Source organism: Sphingobium sp. AS12 (genome assembly GCF_019097845.1).
In the GTDB taxonomy this organism is placed as follows: Bacteria; Pseudomonadota; Alphaproteobacteria; order Sphingomonadales; family Sphingomonadaceae; genus Sphingobium.
This window is the reverse complement of the sequence record NZ_JAHRGM010000024.1, coordinates 509,030-526,242: the sequence shown is the minus strand read 5'-3', so window position 1 is coordinate 526,242 and position 17,213 is coordinate 509,030. Positions and strand designations below refer to the sequence as shown.

Genomic DNA, 17,213 nt, shown 5'->3' with positions numbered 1-17,213 from the left:
CCGGCCGGGCGGGTATAGCTCAATGGTAGAGCACTAGCCTTCCAAGCTTGTGATGCGGGTTCGATCCCCGCTACCCGCTCCAGCCCTTCTATCACCTTAAATCATGGCTTCATGTCGCGATCCGTGCCAGCCCAGACTTAGCGGGATCGGGGATGACGCTGGTGGCGGACGGGGACATGGCCGAGCATGATTTCACCCTGACTATTCGCTCTTGTCTGGCGCACGCGTCGTCGGTTGAGGCGGCGCACCGGCCAACATGCCGTTCAGGCTGCCACCAGTCATACCCAGTTCAGCCATAAGTGCGTCGATCAGCGGGCCGCCCACGCGGTAGCGCATGGCTGCCGCCACGGCCGCATCGGCAAGGTTGCCATCGCCGACGGCCGCATCCGCGCCGCCATTGTCGCCATGAAGGCCACGCGCATCGACGATGGAAATCTTGTCGATCTGCTCCATCGGTTTCGATGCGGCGGCGATGATCGCAGGCAGTGCCTCAAGCATCGCCTTGCGCACCAGTAGAGCGGTCTGGGTGTCATTGAGGATGTTGGTTGCTTCGTTCAGGGCTGTCTGTCCTGCAGCATCGACTTTGAATGCCGCAGCGCGGCCTTCCGCACGGACCTTTTCTGCGTCAGCTTCTGCGGTTGCCTCCGTTCGCATCGCTGCAGCCCGTGCTTCGGCAGCTTCCTTGTCAGCGCTGGCTGCAACCGTAATCTGGACGGCTTCCTCTTGCGCGCGCTGGGTTGCAGCAATGACTGCGACATTTTTGGTACGATTGGCAATTTCCATCGCCTTCGCCGTCAGCACGCTTTCCTCGGCACGGGCGGCCAGCGCACGGGCTTCGTTGGCCGCAGCCGTTGCAGTCGATTCCTCTTCGGATTTCTGCGCGGTCTGAACGGCCGTCGTGATCCGCGCGAGTTCGATATTGCGATCCCGTTCGATGGCCGCTGTTTGCACCGCGCCATCACGGGAAATAGTGGCGGTCTGGATGACCTTGTCTGCTTCTGTCTGCGCGACGGTTTTAGCCTGCTCGGCGTTGATACGCGCAATTTCTGCCAACCGTGTTTGTTCAGCTTCCGCTGTCGCAATGGCAGTCGCCTGCTCGGCCCGGCGAGCGGCCAATGTCTGTTCCTGCGTCAGGCGGGCTTGCTCGGCCTCCTGTGCGATTTCCAGCGACTGGTTGTTGGCATCCAGATTGCGCTGTTCGATTTCGACGCGATTAGTCGCGACAATGTCGTTGCGGATTTTCTTCCGTTCCTCGATCGTGCGGGTCAACACCGTCAGACCTTCGGCATCGAACGCATTATTTTCGTTGAAATGCTCAAAGGCTGTCTGGTCGAAATGCGTAATGCTGACCGATTCCAGCTGAAACCCGTTCATGTCCAGATCGGTCATCAGCGCTTCCTGCACCTTCTGGATGAAATCCGCGCGATTGGCATGGAGATGTTCCATCGTCATGGTCGCCGCTACCGAGCGCAGCGCTGAAACGAGCTTGCCATCCAGCAGGGACTTCACGGCTTCGGGGCTGTTGACCGCTTCGCCCAACGTCTGCGCCGCCGCCGCGATGGATTGGGCGTCCGGCTTCACCTTGATATGGAACAGGCCGACGACATCGACGCGCAATTTGTCCAGCGTGATCAGCGCATCCTTGTTGAGGCGCGATACTTCCAGCTTCACGGTCGTCAAGCGCACCTGCATCAGTTCGTGCAGGACCGGGATCACCATGATCCCCCCGTTCAGAACAACCTTTTCCCCGCCAAAGCCGGTTCGGATAAGCGCGACATCCTTGGTCGCCCGCCGGTAAAGGCGGGTAAGGATGATCCCGATAACGACCAGCGCGAGAAGAATGACACCCGCATAAATCAGGATATTGAGTAGGGATGCAGGCAACTATTCCTCCTATGAGAAGCGGGCATTAAAGCGGCCGGAGGTTCGTATCGATATCCGGCTGAATGAAGAAGGTCGGGCCAGCCCTGCGAACGAGCAAAGCGCTTTCACCCTGGGCGATGATGTCATTGTCGTGATGGGGCTCCACCATGACGTAATGGGCTTGGCCATGCTGATCGACCACCTTCGCGCGCGCAGGGTGTCCGCGTCGTGATGCGCCTTCGAGCACCGTGGCACGGCGCATTATCAAATCATCCGAACTGATGACCGTGCTTTCATATTCGGGCATCAGTCTGGCCAGCCCGGACGAAATATAGGCGTTCGAAATTCCACCAATAATCAGACTAAGGCCGCCAGCGATCGACCAGTGCAGGGGCGTTCCGGTGACCGCCGTAGCCGTCTGCTGAATAGCAAAGCCGATCAGCGTGAAACAGCCAAGGAAGGCGGTAAGCCAAATCAGGACCGGCAATCCGGTCTTAAGGCCCAACCAACTGAGAAGGCCGTCGCCTCCAGCATCGATATCAAGATGGCCAATGCCAAGGCCGATTGCCTCGATGGTGCCGATGCCCAGCATGACGATTAAAGCTATCGAAAAAATCGCATATTCAGGGGATGAGAGTAGCGTCAGCATGGCTGATCGATAGCATCAACGATTTACAGAATATAGCATAACCGGCTTGAGATTGTCGCTTTGCAATGCTGGTTATTGACGACTGTTTATATGCCGGTTCAGCCCGGCCCTGGCCCGCAGCTGCCCCGTTCCACCAGCGTGAACAGGAATTCCGGCGCGTCGAGCGGGCCGTTGGCGAGCGCGTCAATGACCGATCGGCCCATTTCCTCCAGCGGCTGGCGCACTGTGGTGAGCGGTGGCCAGCTGGTCAGGCTGGCGGGGGTGTCGTCGAAGCCGACTACCGACAGATCCTCCGGCACGCGCAGGCCGATGCGGTGGGCCAGGGTCAGGACGCCCAGCGCCATGTCGTCATTGGTCGCAAAGATGGCGGTTGGCGGCTGGAGCAGCGCCAGCAGCGCTTCGCCCGCCGCGATGCCCGATGTGAAATCGAACCCGCCCGGCACGAACAGCGCATCGTCGATAGGCAGGCCTGCGGCGGTCAGGCCGTCGCGAAATCCCTCGACCCGGCGCAGTGCCGAGCGGTGCGAGCGCGGTGGGGCGATGACGCCGATCCGGCGGTGGCCATGCGCGATCAGATGGTCGGCGACCATCCGTCCGGCGGCCCGTTCGGGGGTGTGGATGTTGAAACTGGCCGCCACCACTGACCCGGCGATCCGCGCGCAGGGCAGGCGCAGTTCCGCGAGGCGCGCCAGCAGTCCTTCGTCATCCGACAAGGGTGGCACCAGCAGCACGCCGTCGGGCCGCAGCGCCGCGACCAGCCGGTCCAGCACGTCGAACCGCTCATCGCCGCCGGGCGAGATTGGTTCCACCACCAGATGATAGCCCAGTTCCCGGCAGCGCGCCGCCGCGCCCGTCTGGATGCCGCTGATATAGCCGGGCGCGGGATTGCTATAGAGATAGGCGATCATGAAGGACCGCCCCCCGGCCAGCCGCCGCGCCGACTGGTTGGGGCGATAGCCCAGCTGATCGATCGCCGCCTGCACCCGCGTGCGCAGGTCGGGGCTGACATTGGGGGCGCTGTTGACGACGCGCGACACTGTCTTGATCGATACCTGGGCAAGGGCGGCGACGTCATGGATGCTGGTCATTAGAGTGTCATGGAAGCGAGAGGCCGCGCTTGGCAAGCCATGATCGCCGCCCCTATGATGCGATATGCGGCGCAATGGGGAAGGAACAGCCGGGACATGAGCAATGTCATCAATCTGCGCCAGGCGCGCAAGGCGAAATCGCGGGACGACAAGGCGCGCGCGGCGGACGGCAATCGTGCGAAATTCGGCCGGACGAAGGCGGAGCGGATTGCGGACGAAAAGGATCAGGCACGGCAGGACGCTTTGCTGGACGGCGCCTATCGTGAAGGACGCGGGTTAGACGACTAAAAGTATTATTTTGTAAATCTACCGTTCATGTGAAGATGAACCGTTGTTCAGGCCAATCATTCTGCCGCTGATCCGCCACCATCCGTCCTGAAAGCGAGAGTCGGTTTGCGGTCAATCGAAGATGTCGTGGGTTCATCTTTCGCTATGACTGAACACACTCGCTCAATTCGCCCCGCCAGGGCCGCGATCGCCGCTGTTCTGGCCCTCAGTGCAACCCCTTTGCTGGCGCAGGAACTCGCGCCGCCGCCGGTCGCCCCAACGGTAGCGGCACCCGCCGCACCGCCGGAGGCTGTGACAGCGCCAATCACTGCGACCCCCGCGACGCCCACTTTCGCGACCAGCGCGCCGGTGGTGCAAGCCACGCCCTCGGTCGAGGAACGTCGCGCCGCAGCGATTGCATCCGCCGAAGCCGAGGCCGCCGCCAAGCTTGCGCCAGCGCCGCGCCGCGCCGCATCGCGCCCCGTGGAACGGGCCGCTGCGCCAGTTGTGCCGGTCGCCGTCGCACAATCGGCTCCCGCAGTGACGCCACCTGCTGCAACCCCCGCACCGGTCGCCCCTGTGATCGTGCCGGAACCGGTTGCCGCAACGCCAGCCGCGCCGGTAGTGAAACAGCAGGCCGCGCGCACCGACAATGCGCTGCTCTTCGCCATGGGCGGCGCAGCGTTGCTGCTCGCAGGCCTGGGTGGTGCCGCGCTGATGCGTCGTCGTCGCCCGATCGAAACGGTCGAGGAGGAGCAATTGGTCGCGCCGGTCGCCGAACCAATGCCGGTCAACCCCGCTCCGGCACCCGTCGCGCCGCGCGCCATCTATACGCCCGCCGCACCGGTGACGGACGAACAGCGCACGATCGCCGCCATGGTCGCCGCGCCGCCCAGCCCGGAAAACCCTTTCCTCACTCACGCCAAGAGGGTGCGCCGGGCCAAGTTCCTGCTGACCGAGCGTCAGGCGGTCGCCGCGCCGCCAGCGCCCCAGCAGGCTCAGCCGGTCTCCGCGCCCACCCCGGCGATCGACCGCAGCCAGACCGTCTATCGCTTTGGCAATGATGGCGTGCGGACCGGGGTTCTGAAACCGCGCACCCACTAATCAATCCTGACGACAGGATGAGAGGGACCGGAAGCACAGCGCTTCCGGTCCCTTTTCGCCTGTCCGGTTGCACTTTTGCACACTGGCTGATACGCGCCGCGCGCATCATCCGCGCCATCACTGCACAGAAGAGTCGCTAGCCATGTCAGACAAGATCAACCGCATCGTCCTTGCCTTTTCCGGTGGCCTCGACACCAGCGTGATCCTGAAATGGCTGCAGCAGACTTACCAGTGCGAAGTCGTCACCTTCACCGCCGATCTGGGGCAGGGCGAGGAACTGGAACCCGCACGGGCCAAGGCGCGGCTGATGGGTGTCAAGGAAGAACATATCTTCATCGACGACCTGCGCGAGGAATTCGTGCGCGACTATGTGTTCCCGATGATGCGCAGCAATGCGCTCTATGAAGGCCTCTATCTGCTCGGCACGTCGATCGCCCGGCCGCTGATCGCCAAGCGCCAGATCGAGATCGCCAAGATGGTGGGCGCTGACGCGGTCAGCCACGGCGCGACCGGCAAGGGTAATGATCAGGTCCGTTTCGAGCTGGGCTATTATGCCCTGTCGCCCGACATCAAGGTGATAGCGCCGTGGCGCGAATGGGATCTGACCAGCCGCACACGGCTGATCGAATTTGCCGAACAGAATCAGATTCCGATCGCCAAGGACAAGCGTGGCGAAAGCCCCTTTTCGACCGACGCGAACATGCTGCACACCTCGTCCGAAGGCAAAGTGCTGGAAGATCCGTGGGATGAAGTCCCCGACTATGTCTATTCGCGCACGGTCAACCCGGAGGACGCGCCCGACGCGCCCGAATATATTACGATCGATTTCGAGCGTGGCGATGGCGTGGCGATCAATGGCGTGGGCATGTCGCCTGCGACCCTGCTGGAAACGCTCAACGAATATGGCCGCAAGCATGGTATCGGCCGTCTCGACCTGGTGGAAAACCGCTTCGTCGGCATGAAATCGCGCGGCATGTATGAAACGCCGGGCGGCACCATCTATCACCTCGCCCATCGCGGTATCGAGCAGGTGACGCTGGATCGCGGTGCTGCGCATCTGAAGGACGAACTGGCCCCGCGCTATGCCGAACTCATCTATAACGGCTTCTGGTTCTCGCCAGAGCGCGAGATGTTGCAGGCGGCGATCGACCATAGCCAGGAAAAGGTCACCGGCACCGTCCGGCTGAAGCTCTACAAGGGCGGCGTCTATGTCGTGGGTCGCAAGTCGCCTTATTCGCTCTACAGCGAAAAGGTCGTGACGTTCGAGGATGATGCGGGCGCATACGACCAGCGCGACGCGGCGGGCTTCATCAAGCTCAACGCGCTGCGCCTGCGGCTGCTGGGTCGGCGGGATCGCTGACCAGCCGCGCTCGGCCTGCCGCATGGTTAGGTAAGCGTTAACCGATTATCGCCGATGCCTCCATTTCGGAGGCATCGGCATGTACGGCATAGAGTTGGAGACATCGTCAATCTGTCGCGCGATCGAACGCTCGACGGCGATCGTCAGCTTCGACATGAACTGCCGCGTCATTGGCGCCAACGATAATTTCCTAGCGCTGTTCGGCTATGCTTTCGCGGACATCGAATTGCGCCCGCACAGCCTGTTCTGCGAACCGGGCTTGGCTGGCACGGCGGACTATGCGGCTTTCTGGGACCGGTTGCGCGCGGGGCAGTTCGACACCGGCGTCTATCGACGGCAGGACCGGCATGGCCGCCTGATCTGGATCAGGGGCAGCTATAATCCGATCTTCGACGATGATGGCGTACAGATCGGCATCATCAAATTCGCCACCGACATCAGTGCCGAACAGGAAGCCATTGCGGCGCGCGAGGATGCCGAACAGCGCCTCAGTCGGCAGGAGCGTGACCGCCGTGCCAGCATCGAAAGGGTGCTGGGCGAAGTCAGCGGAATAGTCGATGCGATTGACGGCATTGCCCGCCAGACCAACCTGCTGGCGCTCAATGCATCGATCGAGGCGGCGCGCGCAGGGGAAGCCGGGCGCGGCTTTTCCGTCGTCGCAGCGGAGGTGAAGAAGCTCGCGCTCGACACGCAAAACGCCACGCGGGACGCGTGCGCCGTGATTTCCGGCTGAGTTTCTATGGGGGAATGTGCCTTCGCACATTCATTCCGCACCGGCCCACACCCCCACCCGACCTCCCATTCAGGATACACTCTGTGGGAGGCCGGGTGGGGTGTGGGCTGGTGCGGCAACGCCAATGCGCCGTTACAAATTGCGACAGTTTGTCTGTTGCGCTGACATAGTTGCGGGACAAGTCTTGCCCATAAGCGATGTCAAGGACGGCGACATGCCGTTCATGACAGTCATTTGGAAGGTACAGGACATGCTCGGTAAATTTTTTGGCACCGTCGCGCTGGGTTCGCTGTTCGTCGGCGGCCTTGCTGCCTCGCATCTCGCTTTTGCCCAGCCGGGCGGTGAAGGGCCGGGCCGGGGTGGTCGCGGCGGCATGATGGCCATGGCGGACACCAACAAGGATGGCGCGATCAGCAAGGCGGAACTGACCGCAGGGCTGGAAGCGCGCTTTGCCAGGATGGACGTCGACAAGGACGGCAAGCTGACCCAGGCCGATCGCGACGCGAAGCGCGCCCAGCGGCTCGACATGCGCTTTGCCGCGCTGGACACAGACAAGAATGGCCAGGTCAGCAAGGCGGAATTTACCGCCGCGCATGAAGCCCGCGCCGACAAGCGCGCCGAGCGCCGTGCCGAAGCCGGCAAGCCCGGTGGCCCTGAAGGGCGCAAATGGGCCGGTCGTGGCCATCATCGCGGTCCCGGCCAAGGTGGTATGATGGGTGCGCGCGGTGACGCCAACAAGGACGGCACCGTCACCAAGGCCGAGTTCATGGCCGGGCCGATCGCGATGTTCGACAAGGCCGACACCAACAAGGATGGCAAGGTGACCGCCGATGAAATGAAGGCAGGCCGCGAAGCGATGCGCGGCGCGTGGAAGGACCGCAAGGCACCCCCGCCGCCCGCAGGCTAAATACCCCCTTCGCGGTCAGGCCCGGCATTCCCACTGATGTCCCTGAACCGGACCGCGAGAACTGGAAGGGCGAAGGCGTGCCCCCTTGCGCCTTCGCCCTTCCAACCTTGGTTCAGCCATGACAGACAGGCAGCATGAGCGAAAAACCCCATCTCCTGCTCGTCGATGACGAGCGTTCGATCCGCGAGCCGCTGGCGCAATATCTGTCCCGCAACGGCTTTCGCGTCACTGCCGTCGACAGTGCGGCGGAAGCGCGGATACGCCTGAACGCCAATGCCATCGACCTGGTGATCCTGGACATCATGATGCCCGGCGAGGACGGCCTGTCGCTCTGCCGCCATATCCGTGAAACCAGCGAAATCCCTGTCATCTTGCTCACTGCCCGCACCGAGGAGACCGACCGCATCGTCGGGCTGGAGATGGGCGCTGACGATTATGTCCTCAAACCCTTTTCGCCCCGCGAACTGGTCGCCCGGATCAAGGTGATCTTCCGCCGCGTCGCCACCGGCGGCCAGCGCGTTACCGCGCCCGATGGCGCCAATTACAGCTTTGCCGGATGGCTGCTCAAGACGCAGGAGCGCACGCTGGTGGATAGCGAGGGCGTGTCGCTGCCGCTATCGACCGCCGAATATAATCTGATGCTGGCCTTCGCCACCCGCCCCAACAGCGTGCTGAGCCGCGACCAGTTGCTCGACATCACCCAGGGACGCGAAGCCAATGCGTTCGACCGGGCGATCGACAACCAGATCAGCCGCCTGCGCAAGAAGATCGAGCCGGACCCCAAAAACCCGACCTTGATCAAGACCGTCTGGGGCGGCGGCTACACATTGTCGGCGGAAGTCCGCAAATTATGACAGGACGGCTGGGAATAGGGCGGCTGCGCCTATGGCCGCAAAGTCTGGTCGGGCAGATCATCCTGCTCGTCGCGCTGGCGCTGTTCGTGGCGCAGGCGATCAATTTCGCGCTGCTCTATCGCGAACGGAGCCAGGTGGAACTGACGGGTCAGACCGCTCCCGCCGTCTATCGCGTCATCGATGCGCTCGACAACCGGCCCGACCGCCCGGTCCCGCCACGGATGCGCGCCCGCTTCGTGCAGGGCACCCCGACGCTGAAAGGACAGGCGCGCCCCGATATCGAAAGGCGCGCGATGGCGATGTTCGACGATATTGGCCTCAACATATTGAGCGTCCGCGTGGTGCAGGATGACAGCATCATGCCCATGCGCCGCTGGGAGCGCATCCGCATCCGCGCCAATGGCGAGCGCCCGCACGACCATCGTGTCGGTAGGCTGACGCTGGCGGCGGAATATGAAACGGGCAAATGGGTGGTGGTGCAGGCCCGCACCGGCGACCGGCCGCAGCGCTTTGGCGGCTGGCTGATCGGTCAGACGCTCATCCTCTACGTCATCGTCCTGCTGCCCCTGCTCTGGGTCGGAAGTCGCCTCGCGCGACCGCTCAAGCAGCTCACCGGCTCCGCCCAGCAATTTGCCCGCACCGGCTCTGCCGACGCGGTTGATGAGCGCGGCCCCGGCGACGTGCGCGACCTCACCATGGCCTTCAACGCCATGCGGTCGCGCATCATCGCCATGCTGGATGAGAAAGACCGGATGCTGGGCGCGATCGGCCATGACCTGCGCACACCGCTCGCGTCCCTCCGGGTCCGGGCCGAATCGGTCGAGGATGATGGTGAACGGGCGCGCATGTCCGAAACCATCGATGAAATGAACCGGATGCTGGAGGATATCCTATCGCTCGCCCGCGCCGGACGCAGCACCGAAGCGGCGCAGAAGGTTGATCTCGCTTCTCTGGCCGACGCGGTGGTGGAGGATTTCATCGAACTGGGATCACCGGTCGACATGACCGACTGCGACCGCGCGGTCGCCTTCGTCCGTCCCCAGCAAATCCGCCGCGCGCTGCGCAACCTCATCGAAAACGCTATCGTCTATGGCGATCGCGCCCATGTGTCGGTCAACCGCGAAGGCCATATGATCCGCATCGTGGTTGCCGATGAAGGGCCGGGCATTGCCGAGGAGCGGATGGACGAAATGCTCGAACCCTTCACCCGGCTGGAAGGCTCGCGCAACCGGGAGACCGGCGGGGCCGGGCTGGGGCTGGCGCTGGTGCGCGCGATCATGGCCGAACATCAGGGCGCATTGCGGCTGGCCAATCGACCGGGCGGCGGACTGGAAGCGAGTTTGGTGCTGCCGGGCTGAGTGGACGGGGTAATTCATGCCGACTGCGGCAGAATCTTAAACCCCCAGCCGCTCCGCCACCCGCGCCGCGCGCTTTTCCTCCAGCCGCTTGGACCGCTCCTCCAGATAGACTTTGATCATCGCGACGATCGGGTCGGCCAGGAACAGTCCCATGATGCCGAACAGTGCGCCGAACAGGATTTGCGCCGCCAGCACCAGCGCGGGGGCCAGATCCGTGGCCTTCTTCGCCACCATCGGCACGATCAGATAGCCATCGACAATCTGCACCGCCAGATAGACGCCAAAGGCATAGAGGCCGGTGTCGGTGCCGCCCGAAAAGCCGACCAGGATGATCAGCACGCCCGAAATGATCGACCCGATATTGGGCAGAAAGGCGAACAGGCCGGTCAATATTCCGAGCAACCCCGCCATCGGCACGCCCCCAGCCCAGAGCAGCAGCCAGGTGCCGACCCCTTCGACGGCCATGCCGATCAGCCGCCCGGCCATCAGCCGCCGCAGCGTCCATCCCATCTTGTCGGCGATGGCGTAGAAATGGCTGCGCTTTTCCATCGGCAGCATCCAGGCGACGCCGCGTTCATAGAGTTTGGGATCGACCGCGATGAAGATCGCCAGCACCAGCATCATCACCCCGCTGGTGACCGCGCCGACAGCCGTGCCGACCGCTGCGGTCACCCGTCCCATCGAACTCATTGCCTGACTGGCGAGGCTTTTCAGATCCTCCGGCGTGGTGGACACGCCCATCTGCTGCATCCAGCCGCCCACCCGCGCAACCTGCGTTTCCACGATCGTCCGCATCGCTTGCGCCTGTTCCATCAGGCTCGATCCGGTAAGGTAGAAGGTCCACACCATGAAGGCGACGGCGCTCAGCAGCACGATCGTCAGTCGCCAGCCCCGCGCGATCGGCAGCACGCGCTTTAACAGCCGCGCCCCGCCATCCATCATCGTCGCCAGCACCAGCGCGCCCAGCACCAGCAGGATCGGCTGCGCCAGTAACGCGATCAGCCCGATGACGATGGCCAGCGCAAACCACACGCCTGCGCGCTGCAACTCCTGGGCCACCAGCGGGCTGCGCACTTCGCTGGGACCGGGTTCCTCGACATGATGCTGCGTGTCGCTCAAACCCGATACCCCTTATGTCATGACTATTTCGGGTCGGTAACGCTCGCTGACCGCAGGCTGTTCCCGGCCCGCCCGCTGCGCAGCGACCGAACCCAGCTCAGCGGATTCCATGTCGTGTCGCCATCCAGGCTGAAGGTGATGAATTCGGCCCGCCCGCCAATCGCCTCCCATGGCACTGGTCCGCCCAGCCCATTTTCCTCCAGCGGCGCGCGGCTGTCGGCGCTATTGTCGCGATTGTCGCCCATCAGGAACACATGATTGGCAGGCACCCTGACCGGCCCATACCAGTCGAGCGCGCTCGGCCCCATGTCGATCGTCAGGTACGTCTTGCCATTGGGCAGGATTTCCTGCCGCACCGGCAATTCGCAATAGTCCTTGCCGTCCACGCCGCTGACCCGTGCGCCGGGGAATTGCATCGGCGAACAGGGCGCGTTGGCATCAACGGCCAGACGCAGCGGCTTCAATGCCTTCTGCTTTACCGCCACGCCATTCAGCACCACCTGACCGCCGCGCACTTCGATAATGTCGCCGGGCAGGCCGATCACCCGCTTGATATAATCCTCGCGCCGGTTCTGCGGCGACACGATGACGATATCGCCGCGTTCGGGCAGCCGCCCGAACAGCCGCCCTTTCAGAAAGGGCAGGGGATGGAAGCTGGGCGAGACATAGGACCAGCCATAGGGGAATTTGCTGACCACCAGCCGGTCACCGGTCAGCAGCACCGGCATCATCGATTCGGAGGGGATATAGAAAGGCTTGGCGACGAAACTGTGGAAGGCCAGCACCGCCAGGATCAGCAGCGACAGGCTTTTGACTTCCTGCCACCAGTTGACCCACGGCGCAGGCGCTTTGGTTTCTGGTGCGGGGGTTTCCGGTGCAGGCGTCTCGTCGCTCAGGTCGGCTGCGGTCATTTGGGTCTGCTCGCTGGGGTCGGGGGGCAGGGCGCTCACAGCGGCACCGCCTCTATGATGACGAAGGCCTGCGCCCATGGATGATCGTCGGTGAGCGTCAGATGAATGACCGGCTTGTGGCCTGCAGGCACCATCGTTTCCAGCCGCGCCAGCGCCCCGCCGGTGAGCGCCAGCGTCGGCGCGCCCGACGGCGCATTGACGACGCCGATATCCTTCATGAACACGCCGCGTTTGAACCCGGTCCCGACCGCCTTGGAAAAAGCCTCCTTGGCGGCGAACCGCTTGGCCAGCGTCCCCGCCTTGGTGAAGGGGCGGCGATTGGCCTTGGCCTGCTCGACATCTGTGAACACACGGCTCTCAAACCGCGCGCCAAAGCGATCGAGCGAATTCTGGATACGCTCGATATTGCACAGGTCGGAGCCGAGTCCGATGATCACCTTGAAAGCCCCTCCCCTTCAGGTTCAAACGAGTCACGTGCCTCGTTTGAAGGGTTGGGGTGGGAGCGTGCCGCAGACGCGGTGCCAAGACGATGGCCCCCACCCCCGTCCCCTCCCCTGAAGGGGAGGGGTGAAGAATCGTCGCGATCGATATCTTGACTCACCGCGCCAGATCCATTTGCCGCCGCATCTCTCTGATACTGCCCTCCAGCCCGCCGAAGATCGCCTCGCCGATCAGGAAATGGCCGATATTGAGTTCGGCGACCTGCGGGATGGCGGCGATCGGCGCGACATTGTCGAAGGTCAGACCGTGCCCGGCATGAGGCTCGATCCCGTTCTTGGCTGCCAGCGCGGCGGCATCGGCCAGCTTGCGCAGTTCCGCCGCGCGCGCTTCGCCGTGCATGTGGGCATAGGCGCCGGTGTGAAATTCCACCACCGGCGCGCCCAGCCGGATCGCCGCGTCGATCTGGCGCGCGTCCGCCTCGATGAAGAGGCTCACCCGGATGCCCGCGTCACCCAGCGCCTTCACGATGGGCTGAAGCGATTCAAACTGTCCCGCCGCGTCCAGCCCACCCTCGGTCGTGCGCTCCTCGCGCTTTTCCGGCACGATGCAGGCGGCGTGCGGCTTGTAGCGCAGCGCAATGTCCAGCATCTCCGCCGTCGCCGCCATCTCCAGATTGAGCGGCACGTTCAGCGCCGCCATCAGGGTCGCGACATCCTCGTCGCGAATATGCCGCCGGTCCTCGCGCAGATGCGCGGTGATCCCGTCCGCCCCCGCTTTTACCGCCAGCAACGCCGCCTTCACCGGATCGGGATGATCCCCGCCGCGCGCATTGCGGATGGTCGCCACATGGTCGATATTGACGCCCAGGCGCAGCGGTGCGGGGGAGTGGGGCATCGGCTATATCTTCCGGCTGCCCGGCTTGATCGCCGGGATCGCCGCCAGCTCAGGCGGCACCGCATCGGCTTCATAGACCGGGAAATTGATCGACACGAGCGGATAGAAGGGGACGCCCAGCTCCACCTCGCCCGCCGACCGATCCACCAGGGCGGCTTCGGCGATGACGATGCCGCCTTCTGCCGTCACCGCCTCGATCGCCTGGCGCGACGACAGGCCCGTGGTCACGACATCCTCGACCATGAGCACTTTCTGTCCGGGCGATATGGCAAAGCCCCGGCGCAGCTCGAACGCCCCTTCGGGCCGTTCCAGAAACACAGCATCCTTGCCCAGCGCGCGGCCGACTTCATGCCCGACGATCAGCCCGCCCATGGCTGGCGAAACCACCAGGTCGATCTCCTGCCGCAATTCGCGCGGCAGTTTCTGCACCATCGCGCGGGCGAGTGTCCCGGCGCGCTCGGCATTCATCAGCACGCGGGCGCATTGCAGATAATTGGCGCTGCGGCGACCCGACGACAATATGAAATGTCCTTCCAGCAATGCCCCTGCTGCCCGGAATTCCGCCAAAACCTCTTCGTCGCTCATGCCGTTCATCTATCCTGTCGCGGGCCATGCGGGCGCTCTGCCCCCCATCATATCCCTGTAAACATGACGCACGCGACGCGCCATGATCGCGCCCCTGTGCGCGCCGCTGCGAAATAGGGGGCCAAAGGGGACGTTGCAACAGCGAAGAAAATCTGGTCATGGAAGCTTGAGGCATGAAAAAACCATGCCTATAAGCCGCGGCAGAACCGACCGGGCGGGGGCGATGCGCAGACGCGCGTCTTCGTTGCAGCGGCGCCAAGGGGTTACGGGGTAAGAATACGCTATGAACAAGGTGAAATCGCTCGTTCTCGCCGGATTGCTGGCCTTCGCGCCATCGATCGCGATGAACGGTCAGGCGCTGGCGCAGGATAATGTCGCCGCCGCCGCGCCAGCTGCGGACAATGCCGCTGCTCCGGCTGATTCGGCCGCCAACGCTGCCGCACCGGCTGCCGAGGCCGCGCCTGTGGCCAAGGTCGCCGCGCCGCCGCGCATGAAGCCGACCGAAGGCATTGGTATGCCAAAGCCGGGCGAAGTCACGCTGCAGGAGCAGTTCACCTCCACCGGCCACACCGCCCGCTGGCTGCATGACAAGATGCTGCTGCCGCTGATCTTCGCGATTTCCATCCTCGTCCTTGCCCTGATGCTCTATGCCATGTGGCGCTTCCGGGCGAGCGCGAACCCGATCCCGTCCAAGACGTCGCACAACACTTTCATCGAAGTGGTGTGGACGGTGCTGCCGGTGCTGATCCTGCTGGTCGTCGCGGTGCCATCGATCGGCCTGCTGGCCGACCAGTATAAGCCCGCGCCCAAGGATGCGCTGACCGTCAAGGTCACCGGCTACCAATGGTATTGGGGCTATGAATATCCCGACGCGGGCATCCCCGAATTCGTGTCGAACATGCTGACCGAGGAACAGGCCAAGGCCAGCGGCGAACCGCATCAGCTGGCCGCCGACAACCGTCTGATCCTGCCCGCCGGTCGCCCGATCAAGCTGATCATCACCGCCGCCGACGTCATCCACAGCTTCGCGGTGCCTTCGCTCTGGGTTAAGATGGACGCCGTTCCCGGTCGCCTGAATGAAAAGAGCTTCACCATCGAAAAGCCGGGCGTCTATTACGGCCAGTGTTCGGAACTGTGCGGCGCGCGCCACGGCTTCATGCCGATCGCGATCGAGGCACTGCCGCCTGCGCAGTTCGACCAGTGGGTACTCTCGCAGGGCGGCAAGCCCGCTGGCGCGGCACCCGCCGTTGCCGCCGCCGCCGCCGCGCCCGCCGCTGACGCCAAGCTTTGATGTAAGGGCAGAACCGCCATGACCACCATTACCGCAGATCATCATGGCGACCATGCCCATGATCATCACGACGCCGATCACAAGCCAGCCTTCTTCCAGCGCTGGTTCATGTCCACCAACCATAAGGACATCGGCACCCTCTACCTGATCTTCGCGATTTTCGCGGGCGTCGTGGGCGGGGCGATTTCCGGCCTGATGCGCGTCGAACTGGCGCAGCCGGGCATCCAGTATCTTCAGGGCTGGGCCAATATCCAGCATTCGCTGCTGGGCGCTGAGCCTGCCAGCCTCGACCAGGCCTATCACCTCTGGAATGCGCTGATCACCGCGCACGGCCTGATCATGGTGTTCTTCATGGTGATGCCCGCCATCATCGGCGGCTTTGGCAACTGGTTCGTGCCGATCATGATCGGCGCGCCGGACATGGCCTTCCCGCGCATGAACAATATCAGCTTCTGGCTGCTCATCCCCGCCTTCGCGCTGCTGCTCGGCTCGGCCTTCGTGCCCGGCGGCACCGGCTATGGCGCTGGCACCGGCTGGACCGTCTATGCTCCGCTCTCGACCAGCGGCTCTGCTGGCCCGGCGGTCGACATGGCGATCCTGTCGCTGCACATTGCGGGCGCAGGCTCGATCCTGGGTGCGGTCAACTTCATCACCACCATCCTCAACATGCGCGCGCCGGGCATGACCCTGCACAAGATGCCGCTGTTCGTCTGGTCGGTGCTGGTCACTGCATTCCTGCTGCTGCTCGCCCTCCCGGTCCTGGCCGCTGCCATCACCATGCTGCTGACCGACCGCAACTTCGGCACCACCTTCTATGATGCAGCCGGTGGCGGCGATCCTGAACTCTACCAGCATCTCTTCTGGTTCTTCGGTCACCCCGAAGTCTATATCATGATCCTGCCCGGCTTCGGCATCGTCAGCCAGATCATCTCGACCTTCTCGAAAAAGCCCGTGTTCGGCTATCTCGGCATGGCCTATGCCATGGTCGCGATCGGCGTCGTCGGCTTCGTCGTCTGGGCGCATCATATGTTCACCACCGGCATGTCCGTTAACGTGAAGATGTATTTCACCGCCGCCACCATGGTCATCGCGGTGCCGACCGGCATCAAGATCTTCTCGTGGATCGCGACCATCTGGGGTGGCTCGATCAGCTACAAGACCCCGATGGTCTGGGCGCTGGGCTTCATCTTCCTGTTCACCGTGGGCGGCGTCACCGGCGTCGTGCTGGCCAATGGCGGCGTCGACGACGTGCTGCACGACACTTATTATGTCGTGGCGCACTTCCACTACGTCCTCTCGCTGGGTGCGGTGTTCTCGCTGTTCGCGGGCTTCTATTACTGGTTCCCGAAAATGTCGGGGCGCATGTATAATGAATTTCTCGGCCAGCTGCATTTCTGGGTGTTCTTCGTCGGCGTGAACCTGCTGTTCTTCCCGATGCATTTCCTGGGCCTGTCGGGTATGCCGCGTCGTTACCCCGACTATCCTGCCGCCTTTGAAAAGTGGAACCAGGTTGCGACCCACGGCTATGAAATCATGGCTGTCGGCATGCTGATCTTCTTCATCAACGTGTTCTGGTCGCTGGCGGCTGGCAAGAAGGCCGCTGGCAATCCCTGGGGCGAAGGCGCGACCACGCTGGAATGGACCCTGTCCAGCCCGCCGCCCTTTCACCAGTTCGAAACCCTGCCCGTGATCGACGATGCCGCGCATCACTGATTGTCGGACATACTGACATGATCGAGGGGGCGGGTGCCAAGCCCGCCCCCTCATGCTATATGCCCCCAATGCGTGG

17 protein-coding genes and 1 tRNA gene are annotated in these 17,213 nt (G+C 63.5%); 10 read left to right on the top strand and 8 right to left on the bottom strand.

Translation table 11 applies throughout. The features are described 5' to 3' along the window. The first annotated feature begins 8 nt into the window (after positions 1 to 8). Positions 9 to 82, top strand: a tRNA-Gly gene (locus tag KRZ98_RS11690). A gap of 119 nt (positions 83 to 201) precedes the next feature. On the opposite strand, the gene KRZ98_RS11685 is transcribed toward KRZ98_RS11690, so the two are convergent. The 3 genes from KRZ98_RS11685 to KRZ98_RS11675 all read right to left on the bottom strand — a co-directional run bounded on the left by KRZ98_RS11685 (position 202) and on the right by KRZ98_RS11675 (position 3,600). Further along, a complete protein-coding gene (locus tag KRZ98_RS11685; RefSeq protein WP_217673664.1) occupies positions 202 to 1,884 on the bottom strand; it encodes a flotillin family protein in 1,683 nt (560 codons plus the stop codon). A 25-nt stretch (positions 1,885 to 1,909) separates the two neighbouring features. Then, positions 1,910 to 2,512, bottom strand: coding sequence for an OB-fold-containig protein (locus tag KRZ98_RS11680; protein WP_217673663.1), 603 nt, complete (start codon positions 2,510 to 2,512; stop codon positions 1,910 to 1,912). A 98-nt stretch (positions 2,513 to 2,610) separates the two neighbouring features. Next, the gene (locus KRZ98_RS11675) at positions 2,611 to 3,600 is read right to left on the bottom strand and encodes a LacI family DNA-binding transcriptional regulator (protein ID WP_217673662.1); all 990 of its coding nucleotides are present in this window, start codon (positions 3,598 to 3,600) and stop codon (positions 2,611 to 2,613) included. A gap of 96 nt (positions 3,601 to 3,696) precedes the next feature. Between KRZ98_RS11675 and KRZ98_RS11670 the strand changes: the two genes are divergently transcribed. The 7 genes from KRZ98_RS11670 (at position 3,697) to KRZ98_RS11640 (ending at position 10,183) form a co-directional block, all read left to right on the top strand. Continuing rightward, positions 3,697 to 3,888, top strand: coding sequence for a DUF4169 family protein (locus KRZ98_RS11670; RefSeq protein WP_217673661.1), 192 nt, complete (start codon positions 3,697 to 3,699; stop codon positions 3,886 to 3,888). Positions 3,889 to 4,032: 144 nt separating this feature from the next. Beyond that, positions 4,033 to 4,971, top strand: coding sequence for a hypothetical protein (locus KRZ98_RS11665; RefSeq protein ID WP_254798247.1), 939 nt, complete (start codon positions 4,033 to 4,035; stop codon positions 4,969 to 4,971). Positions 4,972 to 5,113: 142 nt separating this feature from the next. Continuing rightward, on the top strand, positions 5,114 to 6,331 hold the full coding sequence (locus KRZ98_RS11660; RefSeq protein ID WP_217673660.1) for an argininosuccinate synthase: 1,218 nt from the start codon (positions 5,114 to 5,116) through the stop codon (positions 6,329 to 6,331). Positions 6,332 to 6,410: 79 nt separating this feature from the next. After that, the gene (locus tag KRZ98_RS24400) at positions 6,411 to 7,064 is read left to right on the top strand and encodes a methyl-accepting chemotaxis protein (protein ID WP_302849101.1); all 654 of its coding nucleotides are present in this window, start codon (positions 6,411 to 6,413) and stop codon (positions 7,062 to 7,064) included. Positions 7,065 to 7,314: 250 nt separating this feature from the next. Then, a complete protein-coding gene (locus KRZ98_RS11650; protein ID WP_217673717.1) occupies positions 7,315 to 7,971 on the top strand; it encodes an EF-hand domain-containing protein in 657 nt (218 codons plus the stop codon). Positions 7,972 to 8,105: 134 nt separating this feature from the next. After that, a complete protein-coding gene (locus tag KRZ98_RS11645; protein WP_217673659.1) occupies positions 8,106 to 8,825 on the top strand; it encodes a response regulator in 720 nt (239 codons plus the stop codon). Then, positions 8,822 to 10,183 (top strand): ATP-binding protein, encoded by a 1,362-nt coding sequence (locus KRZ98_RS11640; RefSeq protein WP_254798246.1) that lies wholly within the window; start codon positions 8,822 to 8,824, stop codon positions 10,181 to 10,183. The genes KRZ98_RS11645 and KRZ98_RS11640 overlap by 4 nt, the downstream gene beginning before the upstream one ends. A gap of 36 nt (positions 10,184 to 10,219) precedes the next feature. Here the strand turns inward: KRZ98_RS11640 and KRZ98_RS11635 are convergent, their stop codons facing one another. From KRZ98_RS11635 to pyrE, 5 genes are all read right to left on the bottom strand, one after another. Further along, a complete protein-coding gene (locus tag KRZ98_RS11635; RefSeq protein WP_217673658.1) occupies positions 10,220 to 11,302 on the bottom strand; it encodes an AI-2E family transporter in 1,083 nt (360 codons plus the stop codon). Between the two features lie 23 nt (positions 11,303 to 11,325). After that, complete coding sequence (gene lepB / locus KRZ98_RS11630; RefSeq protein WP_217673715.1) at positions 11,326 to 12,213, bottom strand: signal peptidase I; 888 nt, start codon at positions 12,211 to 12,213, stop codon at positions 11,326 to 11,328. Between the two features lie 35 nt (positions 12,214 to 12,248). Beyond that, positions 12,249 to 12,650, bottom strand: coding sequence for a holo-ACP synthase (gene acpS, locus KRZ98_RS11625; protein WP_217673657.1), 402 nt, complete (start codon positions 12,648 to 12,650; stop codon positions 12,249 to 12,251). A 160-nt stretch (positions 12,651 to 12,810) separates the two neighbouring features. Beyond that, entirely contained in the window at positions 12,811 to 13,548 is a 738-nt protein-coding gene (locus KRZ98_RS11620) for a pyridoxine 5'-phosphate synthase (RefSeq protein ID WP_217673656.1), read from the bottom strand. Positions 13,549 to 13,551: 3 nt separating this feature from the next. Next, complete coding sequence (pyrE, locus tag KRZ98_RS11615) at positions 13,552 to 14,133, bottom strand: orotate phosphoribosyltransferase (protein WP_217673655.1); 582 nt, start codon at positions 14,131 to 14,133, stop codon at positions 13,552 to 13,554. 283 nt (positions 14,134 to 14,416) lie between these two features. On the opposite strand from pyrE, the gene coxB reads away from it, so the two are divergent. Both coxB and ctaD read left to right on the top strand, forming a co-directional pair. Next, positions 14,417 to 15,424, top strand: a complete 1,008-nt coding sequence (gene coxB, locus KRZ98_RS11610; RefSeq protein ID WP_217673654.1) for a cytochrome c oxidase subunit II — start codon at positions 14,417 to 14,419, stop codon at positions 15,422 to 15,424. 18 nt (positions 15,425 to 15,442) lie between these two features. Further along, complete coding sequence (gene ctaD, locus KRZ98_RS11605; protein WP_217673653.1) at positions 15,443 to 17,137, top strand: cytochrome c oxidase subunit I; 1,695 nt, start codon at positions 15,443 to 15,445, stop codon at positions 17,135 to 17,137. Positions 17,138 to 17,213 lie beyond the last annotated feature (76 nt).

Coding starts and splice junctions, on each gene's coding strand:
- KRZ98_RS11680 (WP_217673663.1), bottom strand. CDS start 2,512: ATGCTGACGCTACTCTCATCCCCTGAATATGCGATTTTTTCGATAGCT.
- KRZ98_RS11675 (WP_217673662.1), bottom strand. CDS start 3,600: ATGACCAGCATCCATGACGTCGCCGCCCTTGCCCAGGTATCGATCAAG.
- KRZ98_RS11670 (WP_217673661.1), top strand. CDS start 3,697: ATGAGCAATGTCATCAATCTGCGCCAGGCGCGCAAGGCGAAATCGCGG.
- KRZ98_RS11665 (WP_254798247.1), top strand. CDS start 4,033: ATGACTGAACACACTCGCTCAATTCGCCCCGCCAGGGCCGCGATCGCC.
- KRZ98_RS11660 (WP_217673660.1), top strand. CDS start 5,114: ATGTCAGACAAGATCAACCGCATCGTCCTTGCCTTTTCCGGTGGCCTC.
- KRZ98_RS24400 (WP_302849101.1), top strand. CDS start 6,411: ATGTACGGCATAGAGTTGGAGACATCGTCAATCTGTCGCGCGATCGAA.
- KRZ98_RS11650 (WP_217673717.1), top strand. CDS start 7,315: ATGCTCGGTAAATTTTTTGGCACCGTCGCGCTGGGTTCGCTGTTCGTC.
- KRZ98_RS11645 (WP_217673659.1), top strand. CDS start 8,106: ATGAGCGAAAAACCCCATCTCCTGCTCGTCGATGACGAGCGTTCGATC.
- KRZ98_RS11640 (WP_254798246.1), top strand. CDS start 8,822: ATGACAGGACGGCTGGGAATAGGGCGGCTGCGCCTATGGCCGCAAAGT.
- lepB (WP_217673715.1), bottom strand. CDS start 12,213: ATGACCGCAGCCGACCTGAGCGACGAGACGCCTGCACCGGAAACCCCC.
- KRZ98_RS11620 (WP_217673656.1), bottom strand. CDS start 13,548: ATGCCCCACTCCCCCGCACCGCTGCGCCTGGGCGTCAATATCGACCAT.
- pyrE (WP_217673655.1), bottom strand. CDS start 14,133: ATGAGCGACGAAGAGGTTTTGGCGGAATTCCGGGCAGCAGGGGCATTG.
- coxB (WP_217673654.1), top strand. CDS start 14,417: ATGAACAAGGTGAAATCGCTCGTTCTCGCCGGATTGCTGGCCTTCGCG.
- ctaD (WP_217673653.1), top strand. CDS start 15,443: ATGACCACCATTACCGCAGATCATCATGGCGACCATGCCCATGATCAT.